General features: G+C 38.4%; 25 protein-coding genes, 16 tRNA genes, 2 rRNA genes and 1 other annotated feature (1 of these 44 cut by a window edge). Of the genes, 35 read left to right on the top strand and 8 right to left on the bottom strand.

What is annotated here, in order from left to right:
* From MKY60_RS15700 to MKY60_RS15595, 22 genes are all read left to right on the top strand, one after another.
* Positions 1-2,713: ribosomal RNA gene (locus MKY60_RS15700) — 23S ribosomal RNA — on the top strand (it extends 216 nt beyond the left edge of the window).
* 117 nt (positions 2,714-2,830) lie between these two features.
* Positions 2,831-2,946, top strand: a 5S ribosomal RNA gene (rrf, locus tag MKY60_RS15695).
* Between the two features lie 8 nt (positions 2,947-2,954).
* Positions 2,955-3,029, top strand: a tRNA-Asn gene (locus MKY60_RS15690).
* A 5-nt stretch (positions 3,030-3,034) separates the two neighbouring features.
* Positions 3,035-3,126 (top strand) — tRNA-Ser (locus MKY60_RS15685).
* A gap of 24 nt (positions 3,127-3,150) precedes the next feature.
* Positions 3,151-3,225 (top strand) — tRNA-Glu (locus MKY60_RS15680).
* A 170-nt stretch (positions 3,226-3,395) separates the two neighbouring features.
* Positions 3,396-3,471 (top strand) — tRNA-Val (locus MKY60_RS15675).
* A gap of 36 nt (positions 3,472-3,507) precedes the next feature.
* Positions 3,508-3,582, top strand: a tRNA-Met gene (locus MKY60_RS15670).
* A gap of 3 nt (positions 3,583-3,585) precedes the next feature.
* Positions 3,586-3,661, top strand: a tRNA-Asp gene (locus MKY60_RS15665).
* Between the two features lie 137 nt (positions 3,662-3,798).
* Positions 3,799-3,874, top strand: a tRNA-Phe gene (locus MKY60_RS15660).
* 9 nt (positions 3,875-3,883) lie between these two features.
* Positions 3,884-3,959, top strand: a tRNA-Thr gene (locus MKY60_RS15655).
* 7 nt (positions 3,960-3,966) lie between these two features.
* Positions 3,967-4,050 (top strand) — tRNA-Tyr (locus MKY60_RS15650).
* A gap of 10 nt (positions 4,051-4,060) precedes the next feature.
* Positions 4,061-4,134 (top strand) — tRNA-Trp (locus MKY60_RS15645).
* Between the two features lie 25 nt (positions 4,135-4,159).
* Positions 4,160-4,235 (top strand) — tRNA-His (locus tag MKY60_RS15640).
* 34 nt (positions 4,236-4,269) lie between these two features.
* A tRNA-His gene (locus MKY60_RS15635) sits at positions 4,270-4,345 on the top strand.
* Between the two features lies 1 nt (position 4,346).
* Positions 4,347-4,418: transfer RNA gene (locus tag MKY60_RS15630), tRNA-Gln, on the top strand.
* 6 nt (positions 4,419-4,424) lie between these two features.
* Positions 4,425-4,499 (top strand) — tRNA-Gly (locus MKY60_RS15625).
* A 12-nt stretch (positions 4,500-4,511) separates the two neighbouring features.
* Positions 4,512-4,585 (top strand) — tRNA-Cys (locus MKY60_RS15620).
* A gap of 35 nt (positions 4,586-4,620) precedes the next feature.
* Positions 4,621-4,703, top strand: a tRNA-Leu gene (locus MKY60_RS15615).
* Between the two features lie 291 nt (positions 4,704-4,994).
* Complete coding sequence (locus tag MKY60_RS15610; protein ID WP_340930498.1) at positions 4,995-5,447, top strand: SRPBCC family protein; 453 nt, start codon at positions 4,995-4,997, stop codon at positions 5,445-5,447.
* Positions 5,448-5,669: 222 nt separating this feature from the next.
* Entirely contained in the window at positions 5,670-6,065 is a 396-nt protein-coding gene (locus MKY60_RS15605; RefSeq protein ID WP_340930497.1) for a VOC family protein, read from the top strand.
* A gap of 134 nt (positions 6,066-6,199) precedes the next feature.
* Positions 6,200-6,580 (top strand): DUF1801 domain-containing protein, encoded by a 381-nt coding sequence (locus MKY60_RS15600; protein WP_340930496.1) that lies wholly within the window; start codon positions 6,200-6,202, stop codon positions 6,578-6,580.
* Positions 6,573-7,034 carry an SRPBCC family protein gene (locus tag MKY60_RS15595; protein WP_340930495.1) on the top strand — a complete coding sequence of 154 codons (462 nt, stop codon included), beginning with the start codon at positions 6,573-6,575 and terminating at the stop codon, positions 7,032-7,034. The genes MKY60_RS15600 and MKY60_RS15595 overlap by 8 nt, the downstream gene beginning before the upstream one ends.
* A 141-nt stretch (positions 7,035-7,175) precedes the next feature.
* Here MKY60_RS15595 and MKY60_RS15590 read toward each other — a convergent pair whose 3' ends face one another.
* Together MKY60_RS15590 and MKY60_RS15585 are read right to left on the bottom strand one after the other, a co-directional pair.
* Complete coding sequence (locus MKY60_RS15590) at positions 7,176-7,547, bottom strand: VOC family protein (RefSeq protein ID WP_340930494.1); 372 nt, start codon at positions 7,545-7,547, stop codon at positions 7,176-7,178.
* A 140-nt stretch (positions 7,548-7,687) separates the two neighbouring features.
* On the bottom strand, positions 7,688-8,467 hold the full coding sequence (locus tag MKY60_RS15585) for an alpha/beta fold hydrolase (protein ID WP_340930493.1): 780 nt from the start codon (positions 8,465-8,467) through the stop codon (positions 7,688-7,690).
* Positions 8,468-8,693: 226 nt separating this feature from the next.
* Positions 8,694-8,911, top strand: a binding site (T-box leader).
* Between the two features lie 170 nt (positions 8,912-9,081).
* Between MKY60_RS15585 and proS the strand changes: the two genes are divergently transcribed.
* Positions 9,082-10,521, top strand: a complete 1,440-nt coding sequence (gene proS, locus MKY60_RS15580; protein ID WP_340930491.1) for a proline--tRNA ligase — start codon at positions 9,082-9,084, stop codon at positions 10,519-10,521.
* Between the two features lie 102 nt (positions 10,522-10,623).
* On the opposite strand, the gene MKY60_RS15575 is transcribed toward proS, so the two are convergent.
* The 3 genes from MKY60_RS15575 to MKY60_RS15565 are packed head-to-tail and all read right to left on the bottom strand — an operon-like array spanning position 10,624 to position 13,048.
* Positions 10,624-11,253 (bottom strand): TerD family protein, encoded by a 630-nt coding sequence (locus MKY60_RS15575; RefSeq protein WP_340930490.1) that lies wholly within the window; start codon positions 11,251-11,253, stop codon positions 10,624-10,626.
* Between the two features lie 43 nt (positions 11,254-11,296).
* Positions 11,297-12,355, bottom strand: coding sequence for an ATP-grasp domain-containing protein (locus MKY60_RS15570; protein ID WP_340930489.1), 1,059 nt, complete (start codon positions 12,353-12,355; stop codon positions 11,297-11,299).
* A gap of 12 nt (positions 12,356-12,367) precedes the next feature.
* Positions 12,368-13,048 (bottom strand): B3/B4 domain-containing protein, encoded by a 681-nt coding sequence (locus MKY60_RS15565; protein ID WP_340930487.1) that lies wholly within the window; start codon positions 13,046-13,048, stop codon positions 12,368-12,370.
* A 55-nt stretch (positions 13,049-13,103) separates the two neighbouring features.
* Between MKY60_RS15565 and queG the strand changes: the two genes are divergently transcribed.
* From queG to MKY60_RS15520, 9 genes are all read left to right on the top strand, one after another.
* On the top strand, positions 13,104-14,243 hold the full coding sequence (gene queG, locus MKY60_RS15560) for a tRNA epoxyqueuosine(34) reductase QueG (RefSeq protein WP_093496446.1): 1,140 nt from the start codon (positions 13,104-13,106) through the stop codon (positions 14,241-14,243).
* A gap of 12 nt (positions 14,244-14,255) precedes the next feature.
* Positions 14,256-14,729: a tRNA (uridine(34)/cytosine(34)/5-carboxymethylaminomethyluridine(34)-2'-O)-methyltransferase TrmL gene (gene trmL, locus MKY60_RS15555; RefSeq protein WP_090570269.1), complete on the top strand. Its 474-nt coding sequence runs from the start codon at positions 14,256-14,258 to the stop codon at positions 14,727-14,729.
* Between the two features lie 481 nt (positions 14,730-15,210).
* Entirely contained in the window at positions 15,211-15,393 is a 183-nt protein-coding gene (locus MKY60_RS15550; protein ID WP_090570266.1) for a hypothetical protein, read from the top strand.
* Between the two features lie 31 nt (positions 15,394-15,424).
* Complete coding sequence (locus MKY60_RS15545; protein ID WP_093496447.1) at positions 15,425-16,264, top strand: aldo/keto reductase; 840 nt, start codon at positions 15,425-15,427, stop codon at positions 16,262-16,264.
* Between the two features lie 300 nt (positions 16,265-16,564).
* Positions 16,565-16,840, top strand: coding sequence for a hypothetical protein (locus MKY60_RS15540; RefSeq protein ID WP_090570260.1), 276 nt, complete (start codon positions 16,565-16,567; stop codon positions 16,838-16,840).
* Between the two features lie 65 nt (positions 16,841-16,905).
* A complete protein-coding gene (locus tag MKY60_RS15535) occupies positions 16,906-17,454 on the top strand; it encodes an NUDIX hydrolase (protein ID WP_340930484.1) in 549 nt (182 codons plus the stop codon).
* Between the two features lie 380 nt (positions 17,455-17,834).
* Positions 17,835-18,062: a hypothetical protein gene (locus tag MKY60_RS15530; protein WP_340930483.1), complete on the top strand. Its 228-nt coding sequence runs from the start codon at positions 17,835-17,837 to the stop codon at positions 18,060-18,062.
* A 1-nt stretch (position 18,063) separates the two neighbouring features.
* The gene (locus MKY60_RS15525; protein WP_340930482.1) at positions 18,064-18,546 is read left to right on the top strand and encodes an NUDIX hydrolase; all 483 of its coding nucleotides are present in this window, start codon (positions 18,064-18,066) and stop codon (positions 18,544-18,546) included.
* Positions 18,547-18,677: 131 nt separating this feature from the next.
* Positions 18,678-19,607 (top strand): GNAT family N-acetyltransferase, encoded by a 930-nt coding sequence (locus MKY60_RS15520; protein WP_340930480.1) that lies wholly within the window; start codon positions 18,678-18,680, stop codon positions 19,605-19,607.
* A gap of 152 nt (positions 19,608-19,759) precedes the next feature.
* On the opposite strand, the gene MKY60_RS15515 is transcribed toward MKY60_RS15520, so the two are convergent.
* From MKY60_RS15515 to MKY60_RS15505, 3 genes are read right to left on the bottom strand one after another with little or no spacing between them, the layout of a single operon-like run.
* A complete protein-coding gene (locus MKY60_RS15515) occupies positions 19,760-20,608 on the bottom strand; it encodes an RluA family pseudouridine synthase (RefSeq protein ID WP_241598938.1) in 849 nt (282 codons plus the stop codon).
* Between the two features lie 55 nt (positions 20,609-20,663).
* Positions 20,664-21,134 carry a thioredoxin family protein gene (locus MKY60_RS15510; protein ID WP_340930479.1) on the bottom strand — a complete coding sequence of 157 codons (471 nt, stop codon included), beginning with the start codon at positions 21,132-21,134 and terminating at the stop codon, positions 20,664-20,666.
* A gap of 1 nt (position 21,135) precedes the next feature.
* Positions 21,136-21,561: a disulfide oxidoreductase gene (locus MKY60_RS15505; RefSeq protein WP_340930478.1), complete on the bottom strand. Its 426-nt coding sequence runs from the start codon at positions 21,559-21,561 to the stop codon at positions 21,136-21,138.
* A 129-nt stretch (positions 21,562-21,690) separates the two neighbouring features.
* Between MKY60_RS15505 and MKY60_RS15500 the strand changes: the two genes are divergently transcribed.
* The 3 genes from MKY60_RS15500 to MKY60_RS15490 all read left to right on the top strand — a co-directional run bounded on the left by MKY60_RS15500 (position 21,691) and on the right by MKY60_RS15490 (position 26,642).
* Complete coding sequence (locus MKY60_RS15500) at positions 21,691-23,232, top strand: carbon-nitrogen hydrolase family protein (protein ID WP_090570238.1); 1,542 nt, start codon at positions 21,691-21,693, stop codon at positions 23,230-23,232.
* Positions 23,233-23,253: 21 nt separating this feature from the next.
* The gene (locus MKY60_RS15495) at positions 23,254-24,975 is read left to right on the top strand and encodes a phospho-sugar mutase (protein ID WP_340930477.1); all 1,722 of its coding nucleotides are present in this window, start codon (positions 23,254-23,256) and stop codon (positions 24,973-24,975) included.
* Between the two features lie 551 nt (positions 24,976-25,526).
* A complete protein-coding gene (locus tag MKY60_RS15490) occupies positions 25,527-26,642 on the top strand; it encodes a GAF domain-containing sensor histidine kinase (RefSeq protein WP_090570232.1) in 1,116 nt (371 codons plus the stop codon).
* Positions 26,643-26,651: the final 9 nt, after the last annotated feature.

Genomic DNA, 26,651 nt, shown 5'->3' with positions numbered 1-26,651 from the left:
GAAGAGAAAGAAAAATCGATTCCCTGAGTAGCGGCGAGCGAAACGGGAATAGCCCAAACCAAGAGGCTTGCCTCTTGGGGTTGTAGGACACTCTACATAGAGTTACAAAGGAATGAGTTAGACGAAGCGATCTGGAAAGGTCCGCAGGATAGGGTAAAAGCCCCGTAGTCCAAAATTCATTCTCTCTTGAGTGTATCCTGAGTACGGCGGAACACGTGAAATTCCGTCGGAATCCGGGAGGACCATCTCCCAAGGCTAAATACTACCTAGTGACCGATAGTGAACCAGTACCGTGAGGGAAAGGTGAAAAGCACCCCGGAAGGGGAGTGAAATAGATCCTGAAACCGTGTGCCTACAAGTAGTTAGAGCCCGTTAATGGGTGATAGCGTGCCTTTTGTAGAATGAACCGGCGAGTTACGATTACATGCAAGGTTAAGTTGAGAAGACGGAGCCGCAGCGAAAGCGAGTCTGAATAGGGCGAATGAGTATGTGGTCGTAGACCCGAAACCAGGTGATCTACCCATGTCCAGGATGAAGGTAAGGTAACACTTACTGGAGGTCCGAACCCACGCACGTTGAAAAGTGCGGGGATGAGGTGTGGGTAGCGGAGAAATTCCAATCGAACCTGGAGATAGCTGGTTCTCTCCGAAATAGCTTTAGGGCTAGCCTCAAACGTTAGAATCTTGGAGGTAGAGCACTGTTTGGACTAGGGGCCCATCCCGGGTTACCGAATTCAGACAAACTCCGAATGCCAATGATTTATGTTTGGGAGTCAGACTGCGAGTGATAAGATCCGTAGTCAAGAGGGAAACAGCCCAGACCACCAGCTAAGGTCCCAAAGTATTTGTTAAGTGGAAAAGGATGTGGCGTTGCTTAGACAACCAGGATGTTGGCTTAGAAGCAGCCATCATTTAAAGAGTGCGTAATAGCTCACTGGTCGAGTGACGCTGCGCCGAAAATGTATCGGGGCTAAACAAATCACCGAAGCTGTGGATTGATACCTTTGGTATCAGTGGTAGGAGAGCGTTCTAAGGGCGTTGAAGTCAGACCGGAAGGACTGGTGGAGCGCTTAGAAGTGAGAATGCCGGTATGAGTAGCGAAAGACGGGTGAGAATCCCGTCCACCGTATGACTAAGGTTTCCTGAGGAAGGCTCGTCCGCTCAGGGTTAGTCGGGACCTAAGCCGAGGCCGATAGGCGTAGGCGATGGATAACAGGTTGATATTCCTGTACCACCAAACCACCGTTTGAGTAATGGGGGGACGCAGAAGGATAGGGTAAGCATGCTGTTGGTTATGCATGTCCAAGCAGTAAGGTGTGAATGTAGGCAAATCCGCATTCTATAACATTGAGCTGTGATGGCGAGGACGTATGTCCGGAGTTCCTGATTTCACACTGCCAAGAAAAGCCTCTAGCGAGGTGATAGGTGCCCGTACCGCAAACCGACACAGGTAGTCGAGGAGAGAATCCTAAGGTGAGCGAGAGAACTCTCGTTAAGGAACTCGGCAAAATGACCCCGTAACTTCGGGAGAAGGGGTGCTCTTTTGGGTGCATAGCCTAGAAGAGCCGCAGTGAATAGGCCCAGGCGACTGTTTAGCAAAAACACAGGTCTCTGCAAAACCGTAAGGTGAAGTATAGGGGCTGACGCCTGCCCGGTGCTGGAAGGTTAAGAGGAGTGCTTAGCGCAAGCGAAGGTGCGAATTGAAGCCCCAGTAAACGGCGGCCGTAACTATAACGGTCCTAAGGTAGCGAAATTCCTTGTCGGGTAAGTTCCGACCCGCACGAAAGGCGTAACGATCTGGGCACTGTCTCAACGAGAGACTCGGTGAAATTATAGTACCTGTGAAGATGCAGGTTACCCGCGACAGGACGGAAAGACCCCGTGGAGCTTTACTATAGCTTGATATTGAATTTTGGTGCAACTTGTACAGGATAGGCAGGAGCCTTAGAGCCCGGAGCGCCAGCTTCGGAGGAGGCGTCGGTGGGATACTGCCCTGGTTGTATTGAAATTCTAACCCATACCCGTAACCCGGGTAGGAGACAGTGTCAGGCGGGTAGTTTGACTGGGGCGGTCGCCTCCTAAAGTGTAACGGAGGCGCCCAAAGGTTCCCTCAGAATGGTTGGAAATCATTCGAAGAGTGTAAAGGCAGAAGGGAGCTTGACTGCGAGACCTACAAGTCGAGCAGGGTCGAAAGACGGGCTTAGTGATCCGGTGGTTCCGCATGGAAGGGCCATCGCTCAACGGATAAAAGCTACCCCGGGGATAACAGGCTTATCTCCCCCAAGAGTCCACATCGACGGGGAGGTTTGGCACCTCGATGTCGGCTCATCGCATCCTGGGGCTGTAGTCGGTCCCAAGGGTTGGGCTGTTCGCCCATTAAAGCGGTACGCGAGCTGGGTTCAGAACGTCGTGAGACAGTTCGGTCCCTATCCGTCGTGGGCGTAGGAAATTTGAGAGGAGCTGTCCTTAGTACGAGAGGACCGGGATGGACACACCGCTGGTGTACCAGTTGTTCTGCCAAGAGCATCGCTGGGTAGCTATGTGTGGACGGGATAAGTGCTGAAAGCATCTAAGCACGAAGCCCCCCTCAAGATGAGATTTCCCATTACGCAAGTAAGTAAGATCCCTCAAAGACGATGAGGTAGATAGGTTCGGGGTGGAAGCGTGGCGACACGTGCAGCTGACGAATACTAATCGATCGAGGACTTAACCAAATTTGTTTAACGTAACAATGTCGTTTATCCAGTTTTGAGAGTACAAAAAAGTATAAAAAAAGCTTGAATTAATTTCTAGTTTTGTTATAATAAATATTGTCTTTCAAATTAATAATGTCTAGTGATGATGGCGAAGAGGTCACACCCGTTCCCTTACCGAACACGGAAGTTAAGCTCTTCAGCGCCGATGGTAGTTGGGGGTCTCCCCCTGTGAGAGTAGGACGTCGCTAGGCTGTATTATTCCGAAGTAGCTCAGTGGTAGAGCAATCGACTGTTAATCGATCGGTCGTAGGTTCGAGTCCTACCTTCGGAGCCATTTTAGGAGAGCTGTCCGAGTGGCCGAAGGAGCACGATTGGAAATCGTGTAGGCGGGTTAAACTGTCTCAAGGGTTCAAATCCCTTGCTCTCCGCCAGATAAGTTTTCTACATAAAAGTATGGCCCCTTGGTCAAGCGGTTAAGACACCGCCCTTTCACGGCGGTAACACGGGTTCGAATCCCGTAGGGGTCACCATTTATTTCAATTTATTTGACAAAGAGATACGAAGCTTATCTTATGTAAAATTAGGAGAAGCGAGTAGATCAAGGAAGCAAATGAGAGAATGAAGGAGCGTACTTATGTACGTGACTGATTGAACGAATGAAGCTGAAGCAGAGATTCGAAGCTTATCGTAATTTTACCCAGGAGGATTAGCTCAGCTGGGAGAGCATCTGCCTTACAAGCAGAGGGTCGGCGGTTCGAGCCCGTCATCCTCCACCATTTCTTTAAGAAATAAATTAGTAAGCATTCTATTGTCGCGGGGTGGAGCAGTGGTAGCTCGTCGGGCTCATAACCCGAAGGTCGCAGGTTCAAATCCTGTCCCCGCAACCAAATGGTCCCGTGGTGTAGCGGTTAACATGCCTGCCTGTCACGCAGGAGATCGCCGGTTCGATCCCGGTCGGGACCGCCATTTATTTTATTTGAGATTTGAGATAAGCAAGAAGATCGAGGAAGCGATTGAGTGATGGAAGGAGCGTACTAAAGTACGTGACTGACTGAACGAATGAAGCTGACAAAGAGATTCGCAGCCTAGCACAAATCGAAGTAGGCTCAGTAGCTCAGTCGGTAGAGCAAAGGACTGAAAATCCTTGTGTCGGCGGTTCGATTCCGTCCTGAGCCACCATATTTATACGCCGGAATAGCTCAATTGGTAGAGCAACTGACTTGTAATCAGTAGGTTGAGGGTTCAAGTCCTTTTTCCGGCACCACTATACTGGTGGGGTAGCGAAGTGGCTAAACGCGGCGGACTGTAAATCCGCTCCTTCGGGTTCGGCGGTTCGAATCCGTCCCCCACCACCAGTTTTTATTTAGGGGCATAGTTTAACGGTAGAATAGAGGTCTCCAAAACCTTTGATGTGGGTTCGATTCCTACTGCCCCTGCCAAATTATAAGTTAACTTTGAATAATGGCGGTTGTGGCGAAGTGGTTAACGCACCGGATTGTGATTCCGGCATTCGTGGGTTCAATTCCCATCAGTCGCCCCATATTCCTTAGTAGTTAGCTCTTTTTTTATTTGTGGCGGTCGTGGCGAAGTGGTTAACGCATCGGATTGTGATTCCGACACTCGGGGGTTCAATTCCCCTCGTCCGCCCCATTGGGGTATAGCCAAGCGGTAAGGCAATGGATTTTGATTCCATCATGCCCTGGTTCGAATCCAGGTACCCCAGTTTTTTGCGGAAGTAGTTCAGTGGTAGAACACCACCTTGCCAAGGTGGGGGTCGCGAGTTCGAACCTCGTCTTCCGCTCCATTACTTAATTATGGCGGCATAGCCAAGTGGTAAGGCACAGGTCTGCAACACCTTTATCACCGGTTCAAATCCGGTTGCCGCCTCCAAATTTTATAATAACTGCCTAGTAGTATTTTATTTTGCCGGTGTGGCGGAATTGGCAGACGCGCGGGACTCAAAATCCCGTATCCTCTGGATGTGTCGGTTCGACCCCGACCACCGGTATTATTATGTGTTTTACGTCAATTCAATATACGTAAAATTAAAGACACCCGTTAACACTGTTAAATCAGCGTTAACGGGTGTCTTTTGTTGTAGAGAGAAAAAGAAAGCGTTTTGAACTGAACTTCCACAAGCATCAAAAATAACCTAGTCCTAAAAGGAATTTAAGAGAAGGTTAAGTTGAATAATAATCTGTATTACTGTCATAATATCTCTGGAGCCTTTATTAAGACGTTAACAATGCGGTGATCATAGTATGATATACTTTAGTAAACATTTTGGAGGGCTATCCGCTTGAGTACTAACTTTGAAGTGAAAAGAACTACCCACCTTTCTAAGCAACAAGTATATGATGGTTTGATTGATTTGGATGCTGCTAATTACTGGATGCAGGGCCTTGTAGGTATTGAACGATTGGATGTTGGACTAATGCAAGTGGGCAGTGAGTGGAAGGAATCAAGAAAGATGTTTGGACAAGTGGCTACGGAACATTTTGAAGTTGTTGAACTCAATGAGCCAGATAAAATTGTTCTTCGCTGTGATGGTAAGAAAGGAACAACTGGTAAAGGAGAATATATTTTTACCTATAAAGTAACTTCATCTGATAACCTTACGGAGATAAAGTTAATGGGAGAAATAAAAGGTCTCACAGGTATAACTAAACTTTTTGGTAAAATGATGGCGGGCACCTTTAAAAAAGCTTCTGCAAAGGATTTAGACGCATTGATAGCATTTTTAGAGAGATAATTAGTAGCAGCAGTCTTAATATGTTTTAGTGATCCTAGTTATAAAATCTGTTAACAGTCATGTAGATATTCTTCAAGTCAATTTAGATTGAAAATTTTAACTAGTAAGCACTATATGGAATTGATTTAATTTTCAATCTTTATTACAATGATGAAGAAGGTTTGCGAGTTTTTAATGGTACAAGCTATTTAAATCTAAAATGAATCAAATTGGGGGAGAAATATGGGGAGATTAGTTCATTTTGAAATTCATGTGGATGACATGGACCGTGCAAAGAAGTTTTATGGAGAAATATTTGGGTGGACATTTGAAGACTGGACTGATTATGCGGGGCTTCCTTATTTTGGGGCTATTACTGGCGATGCAAGCTCGCCTGGTATTGATGGGGCTTTAATGAAACGTCAAACACCTCCACCAGAACAACATCAGCCTATGAATGGCTTCTCTTGTACATTGGGCGTGGAAGATTACGATTCAACAGAAACTAAAATACTTGAGTATGGTGGACAGGTGGCAATGCCAAAGTATGCTCTGCCTGGAATGGCTTGGCAGGGATATTATTCTGATACTGAGGGTAATGTTTTTGGGATTCATCAGCCTGATAAGAATGCAAAGTAAATTCTATAAAGTAAGGTAGCTTATTCCTGCGTTTGAGATTTCTCTGATCTCGAACGCATTTTTAAATTTTAAAAAGATTATTGTATGGATAACATATCATGGCAAAAGTTATATAGTAGAATAGGTGATACTTAGTGGATAAACCAAAGAGAGCAATTATAGATGTAGATACGTTTATTCTGAATTTACCAGATGATATTCAGAGCATTACAAAGGTTTTAAGAGAAATAATTTTAACTGCTTCACCTGCTCTTGTAGAAGAATATAAATGGTCGATGCCTAACTATTCATATAAAGGGTTAGTTTGTTATCTACAAACAGCTAAAAAGCATGTTAATTTAGGTTTTCATAAAGGAAATGAACTTGTAGAAAAAGACATAAATAATTTATTACAGGGTTCGGGTAAAACAATGAGACATATTAGGATTACAAAAATGGATGATATCCAATCAGAAACTTTTATCTCTCTTATTCAAACTGCTATTACCTTAAATGAAGGAGAATTTAATGACTAATTTTGATGAATTATCAACTGTGAGTGTAGGAATGCTAATAAGAAAGCCAGTGCAGGAGGTATTCGAAGCTTTTATTGATCCAACTATTACGACAAAATTTTGGTTTACAAAGAGTAGCGGGAGATTAGAAAAAGGAAGACGTATTCGTTGGGAATGGGAGATGTACGGAGTTTCAGCTGAGTTCGATGTGCAGGAAATTGAACAAAATAAGCGGATTCTAATCCAATTCGATGATGAAACAACTGCTGAATGGCTATTTACCCAAAGAGAATCAGAAGGAACATTTGTCGAAATTAAAAATTATGGCTTCAAGGGTAATCTAACTGAAATAGCAAATCAAGTAATAGATTCAACCGGTGGCTATACAATTGTTCTTTGTGGCCTTAAAGCATTGCTGGAGCATAATATAAAGTTAAATTTAGTCGCTGATAAGTTTCCTGATGCAAACGTGTAAAATGATGAAAGTAAAAGCAGGCTCTTCTATAGGAGCCTGCTTTTCATAATTTGAACAAATGAACCACATTGCATTTCTTCGTACCTGTCTCAAAAGAGTAAAGCACTTTTTGGTTAGGTTTGGAGGCCATTAATATAAAATTTATCTATGTTGATCTAGAAGAATCTGATTGCCATCTGGATCTTCGATTGTAAAATGTGCAGGACCAACTGTAGTTTCATCAGCTTCGGTCTGAAATTTTATTCCTTTTTGTTTAAGCTGATTTTGAAGTTCACGAACGTCAGTGAAAGATTCTAGGTTTTCCGCGTTGCTATTCCATCCTGGATTAAAGGTTAAAATATTTTTTTCAAACATTCCTTGAAATAAACCGATAATGGTATCTTCATTTTTCATAATTAACCAATTTTGAGTAATCTCCCCTCCAAGAGTTTGAAAACCAAGTTTTTCATAAAAATCTTTTGAAGCATTAATATCTTTAACATTTAAACTTAAAGAAAATACACCTAGTTTCATGTTTCTCCACCTCTCATAATTAATAACTGAAAATTATATCAATTATAAGTATAGAGTAGTCTAATAATATTTACTATACAAAAAGGTTCACAAGATAGCTTAGTAAGCTTTCCTGTGAACTTATTTCTTATAAAGCTTATCTATCCGACAAACTGTTTTATAAGGTCGTTAAACTTTACTCGTTCTTCCCAGAAAAGCCCATGGCCGCTGTAATGAAAGGGGACGAGATGTGAATTTTTTATTGTTTGATTTAGTATTTGAGCTTGTTCATATGGGATCACCTTATCATGTACTCCATGAACGATTAATGTAGGGACTGATATTTTGGGGAGATCTGCATTGAGGTTTTCATCCCTCAAGGTGTTGATGATTGCTGCGGTAGACCACCCTGCTGCTTGTAATCCTAACCCAGTAAACCAATTAGAGAATGGAGCTGTAATATATTGAAAGAAAAAAGTATCTGTTACTCCTTGCATCATTTTGGGGCGGTCATTTAATGCTTCTGTAAGTAGAGTATTCGCAGTTTCCTTTGTAAATCCAGTGGGAGCCGCGGCATCTATTAAAATTAGTTTTGACACACCAAAAGCATGGCGAGCAGTATAGCGTATAGCGATTGCTCCTCCAGTCGAATGGCCGATTAGTGTAAAATTATCAAGTTGGAGCGTTCGGACTACGGCGTGAATGTCATCTGCTAGTCTGTCGTAATTGTAGCCATTCATAGGTTTATCAGATTTTCCAAATCCTCTCCAGTCTATACCAATGCAGCGGTATCCCATTTGAGGTAAGGCATCAAATTGATATTCAAATTGTTCATGACTTAATGGCCAACCATGTAAAAATACAATTGTCTTGCTTGCACTTGGATTAATATCCTCGACAAATAAGTTTACTCCTTGCTCAACGTTTACAAAGTATCCCACATTAATTCCTCCATAAAAATAGAATTACTAGTATAAGATACTCAAAAGGAAACATATGAGTGAATAGCAAGATGTGTTCTACAAACACAAGTTGCACAAGAAGAATCGCAAGCTGTAGTCCTTTAATCACAAGTCTACTGTCTCACCTTTTTATATAAAATAGAAAATTATTGGCATTCCTTAATCCACATTGTATTAAAGTAGGTTATTTGGTATATTATTAGTAATACAATCTGCGAAGTGACCAAGTAGATGAGAATTGTGAAACAGAAAGTATAGCAAACGCTGAGAGCTATATCACCACTTCTTGTTGAAACCTATCACGGAGATGTTATGCAAACATAACCGATTCGTTTTCGTTACCAAACGTTTAGAGGGCTTAAAAATTTTTTTAAGCTAAACTAAGGTGGTACCACGTCTATTCAGCACAGAGACGTCCTTTTACGAGGATGTCCCTGTGCTTTTTTAATTCAGTTTAGCAGTAGGAAGTACTCCGCTAATCGAATTAAAATATCTAGCGGGTGATACAGACTTTGAAATGGGAAGCACACATTTTAAAATCTGTACGGATTAAGCCGTGGTGTAATGGATTGACTTAAATAGGAGGAATTTAGATGACAAATCAGCAACAAAATGATTTTACAAAATGGTATATCGACACAATTCAGAAAGCAGATTTAATGGATTACACTCCAGTTCGTGGATGTATTGCCTTTAAACCAGATGGCTTTGAAATTTGGGAGCATATTCAAGATGAAATGAACAGACGTTTTAAAGAAACAGGACATCGTAATGCCTATTTCCCTATGCTAATTCCTGAATCCTTTTTTCAAAAGGAGAAGGATCATATTGAAGGATTTGCTCCAGAGCTTCCATGGGTAACGGAAGCAGCAGGTGAGAAATTGGAAGAACGTTTAGCGTTACGTCCAACATCAGAAACGATGATTGGTCATTTGTATTCAGATTGGATTAAGAGTTATCGTGATCTGCCAGTGCTTATCAACCAATGGGCAAACGTGTTCCGTTGGGAAAAGAAAACTCTTCCATTCATTCGTACTTCTGAATTTTTATGGCAAGAGGGGCATACAGCTCATGTAGATGAAGAAGAAGCACGTAACGAAACAATGCAAATGCTTAACATCTACAAAGAGGTTGTAGAGGAGCTTTTAGCTATTCCGGTATATGATGGTCAGAAAACACCTTCCGAACGTTTTGCAGGAGCTGTAGATACATATTCTATCGAAGCTATGATGAAAGATGGTAAAGCTGTTCAAGCTGGAACATCTCATTACCTTGGGACAAAGTTTGCGGAAGCTTTTGATATCAAATATTTAAACAAAGAAAACAAACATCAGCATGTGCATACAACATCTTGGGGTACATCAACTCGATTAATCGGTTCGGTTATTATGGTACATGGTGACGAGCAAGGGCTTGTATTACCTCCACGTGTTGCACCAACTCAAGTAGTACTAATTCCTGTTGGTCCTTGGAAGAAAAATCCAACGATAATGGAAAAATTAGATGAGCTTTATGCAGCGTTAAAAGCAAAAGGTATTCGTGTACGTCTTGACGATTCAGACCAATCTCCTGGATATAAATTCAACGAGTGGGAGCTTAAAGGTGTACCAGTTCGTATTGAGTTAGGGCCTCGTGATTTGGAAAACAATCAAGCGTTAATAAAAGTACGTGATGAAGCTGAAAAAGTTTCTGTGGAGCTAGCAACAGCTGTTGAATGTATTGAGGGTGCGCTAACAACAATGCAAACACGCTTACTTGATAAAGCTCGCGCATTCCGTGATGAGAACTCCCATACAAATGTAGATTCCCTAGAGCAGTTAAAGCAACATCTTACGGATTCAACAGAAAAAGGAGAAATTCCTGGATGGATTCTTGCAGGATGGTGTGGAGATGACGCTTGTGAAGAGAATGTGAAGAATGAAACAAAATTTACGACACGTAATATACCATTCAATCCACCAGCAGAAAAAGCAACATGTATCAACTGTGGAAATGATTCTAAACATACGGTATGGTTCGGTCGTGCCTATTAATAATTAGAGATTAACAAAGAAAAATCAACCATTGTTTGCTAAATGGTTGATTTTTTATTCTAAAAAAGAGGATTATGAACACTATTAAAATCCCCTAGTTTTTTATTTTGATCCGGCTACCCAGTTCATACCCCAGCCGTATGCATTATCCATCTCTTTATGCCCTTTATAGTACTCTACTAGACGCTCAATTTTGAAAGTCTCATTATTTACATTTTCAATCATTGCAACTGCACACATAATTTGCCCATTTCTATGTTCATCTAGCTTAACCTCGATATTGGGGCCAGCAGGATATGATAATGTAATAACTCCATCTGCTTCTGCCCAATTAGCTACACCTTTATAGATGAATGAATATACGAGAATACGTTTAATATCGGATAACTTATTTCCATCAATTCTAAGGTTTTCTCCTCCAGATATGGAGCCAGTACGATCATCGCCATCGAGTTCGATATACGGGGATTGTTTTAGTGTGCCAAAAGCATTTCCTAAAGCCTGTATACACCCTTTTTCACCATTATTTAATTCATATAAACAGCCTAAATCTAGATCCACTCCTTTAGATTTACCACCTAGTAAGTTGGAAAAGAACCCAGTAGATTTTGAGTTGACCTGTTGATTCCATTGGAGATTTACTAAGATTTCACCAATATTATTATTGTTGCTCTTAGTGAGATTAATAGATTGTCCTTTTTTCTTAAGTTCTATTTTGTTCAAGTTCACCATTAATATATCACTCCTCTTTTATTCAACTATATGCCTTTTAAGGTTAAGCTAATATAGCAGATTCTTTAGATGGTAAGATTACAGGTTGTTCAATATGAGTTGCTCTCACTCCAAACTTAGGATTAAGAGCCTCCACATGCCCATTTAGTAATAACTTTATAGCATAATAGGGAATATTAATATCTGCAAGGCAGCTAATATGCATTCCTCCACTCATACGGGGATTGATCTCAAGTAGTTTGGGTATTCCACCTTTATATTTGACTTGAATGTTATATACATAAGGAAATTTATATTGTGCAGCCATTTTCTCAGCAATTTCTATTAATTCTCTATTATATTCAATCTCACGGATTCGTCCATTTCCTTTTTTTCGAGGTATAGCAACAAGCAAAGTGCCATCTGCATCAGCTAAACAATCAATACTATACTCATGGCCATCTAAATATTCTATTACCATTAGATCCGAAAAATGCTCCTGCGTTTTTAAAATTTTATAAGCTGTATCATAAGAAATCTTTTGGGTAGAAGTTGTATTGTATATGAATGGAATGGTATCAGCGATATCATCTATAATACGGAAACCACTTGCTCCTTCCCCGACTACTGGCTTAATACATAGTTTCGTATCATCCTTACCCAAATCGGCATAAGCCTGTTGGAAACCTGCAGCATTATTTACTATTCTATAGGAAGGAATAGTCACGATAAAATTCCCTACTTTTTCCTGGTCCTGTAAAGACCGATACATCGCTGCTTTATCGTCTATCATGGCCATTAAATCACCATCTGGGCAAACTAACACTTTCACACCAATTTTATTGAACTTGTCTAAGTGTTTAGAAATGAGTACATTCTCTTTTCGCGGTACAAAAATATGTATCTGATTTTGTAGACAATAGTCAATACAAAACTGAAGATAGTCTTCGCCCGCAATATCTGGTTCAGTACTAAATACATCACAGTAATTAAAATACACAGTATCCGGATTAGGATGTGTACCGTAAATAACAAATTCCTGTTGATCCGGATTATGGCGAATCAGCTCCATATAATGTGACACAGTGGAAAACCATCTATTGAACCAAATATTGAGTACCATTATTATTCTCCTTTACTTTTTAGGAACATAACCAATTAAACTAGTATCAAATTCTCCACCATGTATTTGCATGAACATGGTAGCCATAGAGTGAAGTAATTTCTTACTTTCCTCAAACTCTAATGAAGGACGTAGAAATACGACTTGTAGAGCCTCTGTAGTATTTTCAGTCACAGCAGTTCGAACAGAATCCACAAATGGGCTACCAAAAGGTCCTATGTCATCTTGAAGAGTAAGTATATTGTGTAATTTATTTTCTCTACCATTTAAACCGTTATATACTGTTTCTTTATTGCCAATTGTAAGTGTTACATCACCTTCAATTTTTGCCACATCATAGATTCCCATTGGAATTTCATATTGCAAAGAGAAAAAGTTATTTACATCCACAGCGGAATGCATCGGTGTGATATAATTTTGTTTTGCAATCCTTCTGTACATAGCTTCCATTGAAGGTCTATAACGATTTGGATCAGCACCAAACTTTTTCCAAAGTGCTCTCCATTCTTTTATCCCATCGAAATCAGTTACGACTTTGTCATCTAGTTCAAAGAAAAGTTGCTCCTGAAATAATTGAAGACGTCCTTTAAGCATTTGAGGCGAAGAAGTAACTATAATTTTGGTATAATGAATAATGCCTATTTTAAAGGTAGGTTCTATTTCAACTATTGAATCATCCAGTTTTACTATCATATCAACCATCCTTACACTTATTTTCTTTAGTGTAGCATAAGAAAGGAGAACATTTGTGAATATCATTCAGTTTCAACAAAACCTCATAGATTACGCTGCATCCATTGGAATTGATAAAATTGGATTTACTTCTGTTTCTCCATTTCATGAATTAAAAAATAGATTGATCAGGCAGCAGGAATTAGGGTATGCTTCCGGATTTGAAGAATCTAATATTGAGAAAAGAGTGCATCCTAAGATGTTGCTTGAAGAATCAAGTAGTATCATATCTATAGCAATTGCGTACCCCTCCAAAATGAAGGATGCTCCACAAAGTGTGAAGGGGGCAAGACGAGGAATCTTTGCCCGTGCGTCATGGGGTATAGATTATCATACCGTTTTACGAGAAAAATTAGCACTTTTAGAATTATATATTTTAACTCATATTCCAGATGCAAAACTCCGTTCAATGGTTGATACGGGAGAACTTTCTGATCGGGCTGTAGCGGAAAGAGCAGGTATTGGATGGAGTGCGAAAAACTGCTCTATTATAACTCCTGAGTTTGGTTCCTATGTTTATCTCGGGGAAATGATTACGTCAATTCCTTTTGCTCCGAGTGAACAGATGGAGGAACAATGTGGTGATTGTCGGTTATGCTTAGATGTTTGTCCGACTGGAGCATTAATACAAGGCGGACAACTTAATGCACAGCGCTGTATTGCTTTTATCACTCAAACGAAAACAATGGTTCCAGACGAATTTCGTACGAAAATAGGAAATCGGATATACGGCTGTGATACTTGCCAAACAGTTTGTCCAAAAAACAAAGGGAAAGCTAATCTCCACCAAGAATCGTTTAAACCAGATCCTGAATTAGTAAAGCCTTTACTTTTACCTTTACTTAAAATGACGAATCGAACGTTCAAAGAAACGTACGGTCATATGTCTGGTGCGTGGAGAGGGAAGAATCCGATCCAGCGAAATGCTATAATCGCATTAGCTCATTTTAAAGAGCAAGAAGCTGTTCCAACACTTATAGATTTAATGCAAAATGATGCTAGACCAGTAATTAGAGGTACAGCTGCATGGGCTATAGGTAAAATAAATTCAAAAGAAGGCTTACTTGCCCTCAAAAAAGCTGAACAGCATGAACAAGTTGAAGAAGTTTTAAAAGAGATTCGAAAAGGATTAGAGTACTATACAATTGAGAACTAGGAAGTGGAGTAATTGAGTATTAATGTTGTTTTATATCAACCAGAAATACCAGCTAATACTGGGAATATAGCTAGAACTTGTGCGGGAACAGGTGTTAAATTACATTTAATCCGACCTTTAGGCTTTTCTACAGATGATAAAATGCTAAAAAGAGCCGGACTAGATTATTGGGAACATGTAGACATTACCTATTATGATGGACTAGATGAATTTTTTGCTGCACATCCATCTGGAGAGTATTATTTAATCACTAAATTTGGTGCTAAGCCACACACTACTTTTGACTTTAGTGATTCGGAAAAAGATCACTTTTTTATTTTTGGACGTGAGACAAAAGGTTTGCCACGTGAGTTTATCGACGCACACCCGGATCGTGCTTTACGTATTCCTATGAATGATAATATTCGTTCGCTAAATTTATCGAACACAGCTGCGATACTAATCTACGAGGCATTACGTCAACAGAATTATCCAAATTTACACTAGAAAAGCTCAAGTGCTTATGTTATGGAAGTCAGTCTAAGATCTCGACATCGTGTCGCGACGACTGACTGAACCACATCCTGTGGGCCTCCGACAAGCGTTGGAAGAATGACGGTAAAAGCGTTCTGTGCCTTTATCCGACATTCTGAAACGACTCGAGGGGCGAGGCACTGTAGCTAGACAGATAAAAAAACGGACGATGTCATAAAAGACTCGTCCGTTTTAAATAGATTATTTTTCAGATGCACCTGGTTTGTCGTCGTATCCAGCTTTGAAAATTGCAGCAAGGAACGAAATACAAACACCAAGAATAAGGATTAATTTCATATGGAGTGCCTCCTCTTTAGTATTCTGCACCTAGTATACCCTAAATTGTTTGAAAAAGAAATAATGCGAAAAAATGAAATTTGACAAAAATCGTTCATTTGAATGTTGCAACCTTTCGAATATTCTACTAACATTAAGAAAAGGAGTGATTTTTGGAATGAATGAATTCAAAAATGGTCCAGAGAACGGTTCAATGGCAACTAACATGGAAGAAGTAAAGCAATTAGGAAAACAGATGGATAGAATGAGGGACAATAAAGAGCTAGAAGAAGATAATCGTGTATCTGATCCTGCTCAATCTGAAGTCACTTCTTCCATGAAGAAAAGAGAAAACGACTGATTTATATCAGTCGTTTTCCTCATAAGAAAGGATGAAAAAATTGACTTTAAATATACATTCAACGAAACAATTAGCAAACGGAATTGAGATGCCAAGACTTGGTTTAGGTGTTTATAAAATGACAGAACCAGATATTGCTATTCAAGCAATTACAGCTGCATTGGATTATGGTTATCGTCATATTGATACTGCAAGTTTGTACGCCAACGAAAAAGAAGTAGGAGATGCCATCCGAGCATCAAATGTTCCGCGCAAAGACATATTCATTACAACAAAAGTATGGAACACAGATCAAGGTTACGATCAAACACTCAGAGCATTCGAAAAATCTTTAGAGTTATTAGGAATGGACTACGTAGATTTATATTTAACGCATTGGCCAGTAAAAGAAACTTTTGTAGATACATATCGAGCGATAGAACGTCTATATGATGAAAAGCTAATACGTGCTACTGGAGTAGCGAATCATCATGCACATCATTTAGAGGCAATTGCTGCAAAAGCAAACATTAAACCAATGGTCAACCAAATTGAATGTCATCCGCGACTTACTCAGTTTGATCTACGTGAGTATTGTGAAGAGCAGGGAATAGCGATAACTTCGTGGTCACCACTAGCAAGAGGTCGAATACTAGAAGAGCCAACATTGAAACGGATTAGTACAAAATACAGTAAATCGACTGCTCAAACAATTATTAGATGGCATCTGCAACATGATTTAATCGTTATTCCTAAATCAGAAAATCCATCTAGAATCGCTGAGAATATGGATGTATATGACTTTGAGTTATCCTTCGAGGATATGAAAAATATTGATGCGCTGAATTTAAATGAGCGGACTGGTAAAGATCCAGATAATTTTAGTTTCTAATCCTGTTTTAGTGAACGCTCTCCATGTACGAGACAGAACCTCCTTGAATTAGTAAACTACAGCTCACATATATAGCCTTTGTCCCAATGTATACTCCAAGCAGATTCGACTTTCTCGCTATTCCCACTACTCACAGCAACTAATAAATCAATAATCAACTAGCACGGTAGTTTTTCTTCCCTTTAGAAGGTAAACTATCGTGTTTTTTTATTATTGGAAAATATTACTCTTTAATGAAACCTATTACATATTTTGACGTATTAGTAATATAGTTTAATAAATATTAGATGAGGTCCCTTGATGAATATATTTTTTGAAAAGACTAATAAGAAAAAAAGTAGTACACCATTCATAATACTAAAACTGTTATTGCTAGGCTTGATGATTGCAATGTTAGTAATGGCCATTATAAACGGTATTGATATTTTCTATGTGAAGTTAGTGTTCGTGTTTGTAGGAATTAATTCCATCTTAGAAGGAATAGAAAGTTATCTACAGAAAGAAAGTAAGAAAATTATAGGAAGAGAAATAGTATTAGGGGTTTTGTATATCCTATTCGCAATTATTCTGCATTGATGAACGGCAATTGGTTAGGAATCATTTCTAACAATGATGAAATAAAGCATTAGAAGGTGATAAATATGAAACAGTGGAAAATGTTAAAGTCTGAATATGTTCATAAAAGCCCTTATGGAAATATTAGAAAAGATACATGTGAACTCCCCAATGGGATTGTGATCAATGATTATTTTGTAAATGAATATTCCGATTGGGTGAATGCAGTTGTGCTTTCAAAAGAAAACCAAATGGTGCTTGTCGAACAATATAGACATGCTGGAAATGATAATTACTTTGAAATTCCAGCAGGAAAAAAAGAAAACAATGAGACGGACGAGGAAGGCATTATTAGAGAAATTAAAGAAGACACTGGCTATGTTTCACATCTGAAACCTATTTTGCTAGGTGAATTTATGATAAATCCCGCCACACAAAATAACAAAATTAAAACCTTTCTTTTACAAGATGCAGTTAAACAATATGAACAAGATTTAGATGAAACCGAACAGATAAATATAAAGCTGATTGATTTTGAGTTATTAGGATCTCTAATAAAAACGAATGAGATTAAAACGCAGTTGTTCACTGCTAGTGCTTATTTTATGGCCAAAAACTTTTTGTCCGAAAGCTGATAAGAGTTTGATTTTCAAGTGAAATAACTTTAAGGAGTGATTATTATTTCTAGTTCAACGATATTGATTTTTTGTGTAATTACTGGTGTATGTATCTTTGTCAATATTGTTCTTTGGGTTGTTTATAAGAATGAACCTAAGACTGATAAGGGATTTGCATTTCCTTATTTTCAGTTGAGCTATAGAAGAAGAATGCTTCGCACGCTATGGTCACTTCCAATTTACATCGTATGTTTCTTTATTATATCCCGATATCCATTATGGCCCACTAATATAGTCATTGTATTCTTCAGCATTTGTATTATCGGAGAAGTTATCCAATTTTACTATAACTTCAATAAATGGAACAAATATGAGAGGCATGCATCAAGAGAAGAATTATGATGGATGAACAGGATCGTTTTGAAGTCAGTTTTCGCAATCCCATTGTTCGTATGTGGTTTTATATTGTACTTCCAACAGGGATTATTTCAGCTGTTTTATTTTTAGTTTTACCTAGGGAAACGCATGATGTTATTAGAATTGGGGGTTACATTATATTATGTGGCTTTTTTATTTGGACTTTTATATATAAAAGAAAGGGTAGAAATAACAAGGGGGGTAAATAGAATGATTATGCCTACGCATATTGTAGCTGTTGGGGGAATTGTTGAAAATGAGCAAGGAGAAATTCTTTTAGTAAAAACGCAGCATGGAGGATGGGTCTATCCTGGTGGACAAGTGGAAGTTGGAGAAAATCTAATAGATGCGTTAGTTCGAGAAGTAAAAGAAGAAAGTGGAATTGATATTGAAGTAGGTCACTTAATAGGAACCTATTCAAATACTGGAATCTATAAATGGTATGACGAAGTTACAGATGTGCCTACTAAAGTAATGTTCGATTTTGTAGGTAAGCCTATTGGTGGAGTGTTAAGTACCTCCGAGGAAACTTCTGAGAGTTGTTGGGTTCAGAAGGAGAGAGTACTAGAATTCATAACTGCCCCTGCTGTTAGAGCACGATACGAGGCATATGAAAGCTTTAGTGGCAAGATAAAATATTTGGAGTATGTAACAAATCCTAAGTTTGAAGTGAAGTTGGATAAAAACATTTAAGTAGCTTTGTAAAAAATAATAATTTTTACAAAGTTTGATTAAAGTCATCTCCCCCTTTTAGATTTCCTAGAAGTGAGATGATTTTTTTATTACACAGTAATACAATAGAAAAGACTAAAGGAGAATACCTAGTGTTATTTATATCCATTGAAAAAGCAACCATAGCGGATGCAGAAAAACTTACAGAAATTATGAAAAGAACTTTTGATGAAGAAGTGAAAAAGTGGCTACCAAATCAAGATGATGTAATTGATTATAATATTCAGCCACCTGGATATTCTTCTATTGAAATGACTAAGTATATGATTAGGGAATTGGAGTATTTTAAAGTCTTAAAAGATAAAGAAATTATCGGTGGAGTTATAATAACTATTTCTGGTAGAAGTTTTGGGAGAATTGATCGTATTTATATTGACCCGAACTTACAAGGCAAAGGAATTGGTTCAAGAGTAATAAATTTGGTAGAGGAAAAGTATTATAATATAAGAAATTGGGATCTTGAAACATCAAGTAAGCAAATTAACAATCACTACTTTTATGAAAAAATGGGTTATAGAACAAACTTTGAGTCTGAAGAAGAATATGGTTATCTAAAGACGATAGAGATTTCATCAGAAAGTGAAAACTTAGTTGAAAATAAAAATATTTCGAGTATTCAATACGTGAATTGCGATATGACAAATACGGAGTGTTATGGAGTAAATTTAGAAGGAAGCTCATATAGTAACAGTAATCTAATGAACAGTCATATTAGCAATTGTAATCTTAGTCACTCAAAGTTCCAAAATATTAATCTTAGAAATTCCCTGTATGCCGATTTAAATTTATCCAACAGTGAAATGATATTTGTCACTTTAGGCGGGGTTAATTTCATTGATACAAATCTGGGGGATGAAAATAAGGCAATCTCATTTGAAAGATGTGACCTTGAAGGCAGTAAACTTAGTAACTGTAATCTTAGAAATGTAGAAATACAAAAGTGTGACTTGACTGGTATGAAGATAGATAATATTCCAGTAGAAAAGCTTATTGAAGCTTACTCTAAATTGAATAAAAAATAAACAATAGTATTGTTTTTAGGATTTATGAGTTTCTATTCTTAATGAAGAAGATGGAAACTGGAATTAAGAATATACTTGAAAAAAGCAGATGAGATGTGAAATCCCTCATCTGCTTTATCGTTTGTGCAACATTTTCCGTTATTCTATGCCTATTATCTTTTATCTTCAACAACTAGCACTTCGCCTGTTATTGGATGGTTAAATTGAACTTTAAATGCATGTAGCTCATACATTTTAGTAGGTGTTTTTTTAGCGCCATATAGTTCGTCTCCTACAATTGGATGTCCTAAGTGAGCTAAGTGGACACGGATTTGGTGCGTCCGTCCAGTTTCTAAAATTGCATGTATTTTCGTGAACTGTTCATGCTTTCCTGCAACTTCATAATGAGTGATCGCATTTTGCCCAGATGGTGATACTCTTTTTCGAGTTGGATGGTGACGGTCGTTTCCAATAGCTGCTCGAATAGTACCATGCTGATTTTTTACTTGGCCTTCTACTATTGCTTCATAGGTGCGGACGATTGTTTTATTTTCCAACATTCGATCAAGCATACCTTTGACAAGTGGATTTTTTGCAATGACGATTAATCCCTTAGTGCCTTCATCGATGCGATGTACATGTTCCCCGTAATGATGACCTTTACTGTGTAAATAATTTGTTACAGTGTTCATAAAGGTATGATTTTGACCTTCTTCGTTTGGATGCGTGGATACACCACGTGGTTTAGAGGCAATTAGTAAATACTCATCCTCATACGCCACATACAAAGGGATTTGATCGGAAAGAAGATAGTTAGAGGATTCTCCTTCCCATTTAATGACAAGTACATCCCCTTTTTTGTTCGGAAGTTTCCATTGAAGAAGTTCTTCGTTCTTATTGCTCACGGCCTTTTGCATACGTAGTTCATGTATTAACTTTTTACCTAGCTTCCACTTTTCTTGGAAAAGACTGTCGATCGTTAAACCATCCTCTTGGATAGTATAAGTGAATGTATGAATCATTAATTTTCCCGCTCCTTTAAAAAAAGGGCCTGTCTACTCGACATGACCCTTTTGGTTATTTTAAAACGACTTCATCAAAGAACTCTTGAATCTGTTCATTAGAAATGGCACCTTCTACTCTTACAACCTCTTTGCCATCTTCAAAATAAATCATTGTTGGTGTTGCTTGGATAAGGTAGTCATTCCATCCTTTTTCATATTCAAGTACATTATATTTGACGATTTCAATGTCATTTTTTTCAGCAAGTGGAGATAGACGTGGTGTCATTTCTTGGCAATGTACACATTCTGGGCTGAAGAAATAAGCCGTAACAGGTTCCCCAGTAGCAATCTTTTTCTCCAAGTCTTCTGGTAAAATAATGTTCTGATAGTTTGGGTCATCGATAAGATCGATGGTAGATTGCTTTAAGTTGTCGGTATCGTATGGGTTATTAGCTAACGCATCCTTGTTTTTCTGAGAGTTTAAAACAAAGATTAATACAAAGATTGCAATAATAATACCACCAAAAATAAGTAGTTTCTTCAAGTTATTTTTCCTCCTTGATGTTTCTCCATACAATAACACTTGTAATTGCGATTAAAATAAATGCAACTAGAGCTAAAAATGGAATTGTTATAAAGCCTGCATAGTTTATATATTCCCCTGTACAAGCAACTCTCCCACAAGCTGGTGCCGATTCTTGCATGAAAGTCAGTTTTTGAATGCTATAATGATAGGCAGAAATACATCCACCGATCACAGAGAATACAAGTGAGGTTACTGCGATTTTCGGATTCTTTTGAATGTATGCAACTCCCAATATTAGCACAAGTGGATACATGAGTATACGTTGGTACCAACATAGATCACAGGGTTCGTACCCTCTTATCTCTGAAAAATAGAGGGAACCTAACGTTGCAGTTAAAGCAACGGTCCACATAAATAATAGTAGATTTTCTATTTTTTTTGTCATATGAACTCCTTTAAATTACTTTGAACTCAAATTAAAGTATAAGGCTTCTTTAATTACATGTAAAATATTTTATCTGAAGTGAAAAGAGCTATATAATGAAAGTTACTTAATAAAAGAGGAGCCGATAAAATGACAGAGGAATTTGATTTATCTCAGTTTGAACAAAGCATGATTATAAGACAAATGTCTTTTTCTGATATAGAGTCAATTTTAGAAATTCAGCGTTTATGTTTTCCGGGTATGGATCCATGGAAAGTTGCCCATTTACGTAGTCACTTAACTATTTTCCCAGAAGGGCAGTTAGTTGCTGAGCTAGACGGAAAAGTAATTGGTTCTTGTTCAAGTCTTATTATTAATTTTGATGAGTATGATGACCGCCATTCCTGGTCGGATGTGACAGATGCAGGATATATTACAAACCATAATCCCGAAGGATATAACTTATACGGGATCGAGGTAATGGTACACCCAGAATATAGAAGAATGAAGGTTGGTCAACGTTTATATGAGGGTAGAAAAGATATTGCAAGACAATTCAATTTAAAATCAATAATTATTGGAGGGCGTATTCCAAACTATCATAAATTTGCGGATGAAATGTCACCAAGGGAATACGTGACGTCTGTTTCTCGCCATAAAATATATGATCCAGTTTTAACATTCCAATTAATGAATGGCTTTACATTGATGCGTATTAATCCTAATTATCTACCAGATGACAGAGCATCTGCCAAATATGCGACACTGATGGAGTGGAATAATGTTGATTATATCCCACTTTCGAAACGTCATTTCAAAACGAGCTATCCTGTAAGAATTTGTGCTGTGCAGTATATGATGCGTAAAATTAATTCATTTGAAGAGTTTGCTAACCAATGTGAATATTTTGTTGATGTGGCGTCCGATGCTCAATCTGATTTTGTTGTGTTTCCGGAAATCTTTACTACACAGCTAATGTCTTTCTTGAATGAACCATCACCAAGTCAGGCGGTTCGTAAATTGACGGAGTACACTCCGCAATATATGGAGTTGTTTTCAGATTTATCGATCCGTTACAATATTAATATTATTGCCGGCTCTCACTTTGTGGAAGAAGAAAATGAGGAAATATATAATATCGCTTATTTATTCCACCGAGATGGTGCAATTGATAAGCAATATAAAATCCATATTACACCGAACGAACGCAAATGGTGGGGAATTAGTGCAGGTGACTCCGTTCAAGTATTTGATACGGATTGTGGTAAAATTGCGATTCAAATTTGTTATGATATAGAGTTTCCAGAGCTTGCACGTATAGCAACAGATATGGGTGCGAATATTATTTTCTCACCATTTTGTACAGAGGATCGTCAAGGTTACCTGCGTGTTCGTTATTGTGCACAAGCACGGGCAATTGAAAATCAAATCTATACAGTTATTTCAGGGACAGTTGGAAACTTACCGCAAACAGAAAATATGGATATTCAATATGCACAATCTGCTATTTTCGCACCATCTGACTTTGAATTTGCCCGAGATGGCATCGTAGGGGAAACTGAGCCGAATGTAGAAATGGTTTTAATAGGAGATGTAGATTTAGAAATCTTACGACGTCAACGTCAAGACGGGACGGTCAAACAATTAAAAGATAGACGTCATGATATATATAGTGTCAATTATAAAAAATGATAGAGAGGGGTTAACAAGCGAATGCGATATAGACAACTATTTGACCAATGGAATAACTTCTCAGAGCTAGAGTCAAATTGGAAGGAGGATCTTCAACTCCTAACAAAAGATGAAAGAAAAATGGAAGATGCATTCTACCGCGACTTAGAGTTCGGAACTGGCGGGATGCGAGGGGAGATCGGTGCTGGTACGAATCGTATAAATACGTATACTGTTCGTAAAGCGACCACTGGACTTGCTTCTTATATTAAAGGGGCTGGAGCAGAAGCGATGGAGCGTGGAGTAGTTATTGCATATGATAGTCGTAGGTACTCTCCCGAATTTGCGCTGGAAGCAGCTAATACACTAGCATCTAATGGTATAAAAGCTTATCTATTCAATGAACCTAGAACTACACCCCAGCTTTCATTTTCAGTAAGACATTTACATGCATTCATGGGAATAGTCATTACTGCAAGTCATAATCCTCCTGAATATAATGGGTACAAGGTTTATGGCGAGGATGGAGCACAGTTAAATCTAGAAGACGCCGAAGTAGTTATCCAACACGTAAATGATGCGGGAGATGCAATCCATATCGATCAACGAAATCCAGATAAAAAATTAGTAATTCAGTTAGATGAGATAATGGATCAAGCATATATGGATGCGTTAAAAACAGTTCAGGAAAATGGAGAATTCGCATCATCTTCTGACTTGAAAGTAGTATTCACTCCTTTACATGGAGCATCTGGAAAAACGGTTAAGAGAATATTAAGTGAGGTTGGCTACGAGCATATCTCCTATGTAGAGGAACAAATGGAGCCAAATGGAGATTTCCCAACAGTGGAATCTCCAAATCCAGAAGAGCAAAGTGCTTTTGAATACGCTATTCAATATGGAGAGAAAAATGGTGCTGATATTCTAATAGCAGTCGATCCAGATGGTGATCGCGTAGGTATTGCTGTCAAAACTGCTTCTAAATATGAGCTTTTAACGGGCAATCAAACAGGGGCAATATTAATCGAATATCTCTTGTCACAGCGTAAAGCAAAAGGGAATATACCTGCTAATGGGCGGGTATTTAAAACCATTGTTACTTCTGATTTAGGACGGGTAATAGCCGAATATTACGGCGTTAGTACAGAAGATGTATTAACTGGTTTCAAATTTATCGGTGAAAAGATTAAGAAATATGAAGAGACCAAAGAGTTTGAGTTTTTATTTGGATATGAAGAAAGTTATGGTTATTTGATAAAAAACTTTGCACGTGACAAAGATGCAGTACAAAGTGTGCTTGCGATAATAGAAGCTGCTTCCTATTATAAAAAACAAGGTAAGACTCTACTCGACGTATTATCTCAGTTATATGAAAGACATGGTTTCTATTTGGAAGGACTCAGATCTGTTACGAAAAAAGGAGTAAGTGGAGCGAATTCAATTCAAAACTTACTTGAGCAGGTTCGTGTAAACAGAATTACGGAGGTTGCCGGAATTACTGTTCTTTCCCAAGAGGATTACTTGCACTTAGTTAGAACATTCACAGATGGCCGAGAAACAGAGGAAATATTCCTGCCAAAATCAAACGTTATTAAGTACTTCCTAGCAGACGGCTCATGGGTTTGTGTGAGACCAAGCGGAACAGAGCCAAAAGTTAAATATTATTTCGGAGTGCTTAGTGGGTCAGAAGCAGAAAGTTCCAAAAAACTAAAAGCTTTACAAGATGATTTTTCATTGAAGATGAATCGTTATTTAGAAGAATAATAGAGAAACAGGAAAAGTGAACTTGCTTTTCCTGTTTTTTTTCAAAAGAAAATATATATAAATGTAGAGTGAGCACTGGGTTCATGGGGCTTAAAGAACGAATAATCCTGTGATTTCCGTTTCATGTTTGTAAACTCTGTTGAATTGGTCATTCTAAATCCAACGCTAGATGAAGACAGTAAAAATTCTATGTACTAGAGTCCATTTCAACACTACTTATTTTCAAATAAATTATGAATTAGTAAATAATATTGTATTCAATTATCCGTTTACTTCAAGTGGACATTGTTAATTGGAGCGCAGGGCGGCGACTCCAGTGGGAAAGCGTTAGGTGAAGACCCCGCAGCGGAGCGAGGAGGCTGAGGCAACGCCCACGGAAAGCGTCCGCCCGGAGCGGAAATAGATGGCATTTCTAGATTTCTGTTCTTAAACGTACCGATGCTTTACTTTCCTGTTTTTTTCGGTCAAAAGTATGATATCGAGACCCTACAGTGAATTGTGGATTAGTGATAATATGGAATTAGATGAATTACATACTTGGAGGAGTTTACATGCTATCAAATGAACTCTCGAACATTGAACTACTAAAAGAAATAGCAGAATTATTAAATGAAGAAACTGAAATGGAAAAAATGCTACAAGGTGCCTTGCATAAACTATTAGAAGGTACATTATTTGAAACGGGTTGGATATTTTTTATTGATGAAAAAGGTAAGCAACAACTAATTGCACATGAAAATTTGCCGAATGCATTAAAGCAAAATGACTGTAGACATTTACAGAAAGGTGGATGTTGGTGTGTTTCAAGATTTCAAAATGGGGAGCTAAAAAAGGCATCAAATATTATAGAGTGTAAAAGAATTGTCAACGCAAGAAAAATGAGTAATGAAGATAGTGGCGGTATTACGCATCATGCAACAGTTCCGTTACAATCAGGGCAAGAAAGCTTCGGGCTATTAAATGTAGCGACACCGAATACTATACGGTTCTCAGAGGGAGAACTTGCGTTACTAGAATCTGTAGCCTTTCAAATCGGGTCAGCTATAAAGCGAATCTTCCTTACTAAACAGGAGCAGCAGGTAGCTCTTGTACAGGAGCGTAATAGACTTGCACGAGATTTACATGACTCGGTTAACCAATTGTTATTCTCTGTAACTCTGACTGCTCGCGGAGGAGTAGAAATGACGGAACAGCAGGAAATAAAAGATACCTTTAAAGAAATACAGTATTTAACGCAGGAAGCACTTACAGAGATGCGTGCACTCATATGGCAACTACGTCCAAAAGGATTGGAATCAGGTATTATCGAAGGTCTTAAAGGATACGGAGATATTTTAGGACTTTCATTGACAGTGAAGGTAAAGGGAGTTATTAATCTCCCTGCAATTATTGAAGAAACACTATTTCGAATTGCTCAGGAAGCACTTAATAATGTTCGTAAGCATTCTGGTGTACTTCAAGCAGAACTATATTTAACGGTTACTCCTACGGATGTTTTATTAGTTGTAAAAGATGAAGGGTGTGGTTTCCATATGAAAGAGCCTAAAAAACTACATTCAATCGGTTTACAAAGCATGAAAGATAGAGCAAATTTTGTTGATGGAACGGTGGATTGGGTAACGGAGTGGGAAAAAGGAACAGAAATATTAGTGCGGTTACCTTATTAGGGGGGAATA

The organism is Psychrobacillus sp. FSL K6-1415 (genome assembly GCF_038003185.1).
Taxonomy (GTDB): domain Bacteria; phylum Bacillota; class Bacilli; order Bacillales_A; family Planococcaceae; genus Psychrobacillus; species Psychrobacillus psychrodurans.
Note: the sequence above shows the minus strand (reverse complement) of the source record. Positions and strands in the feature narration are given on the sequence as shown.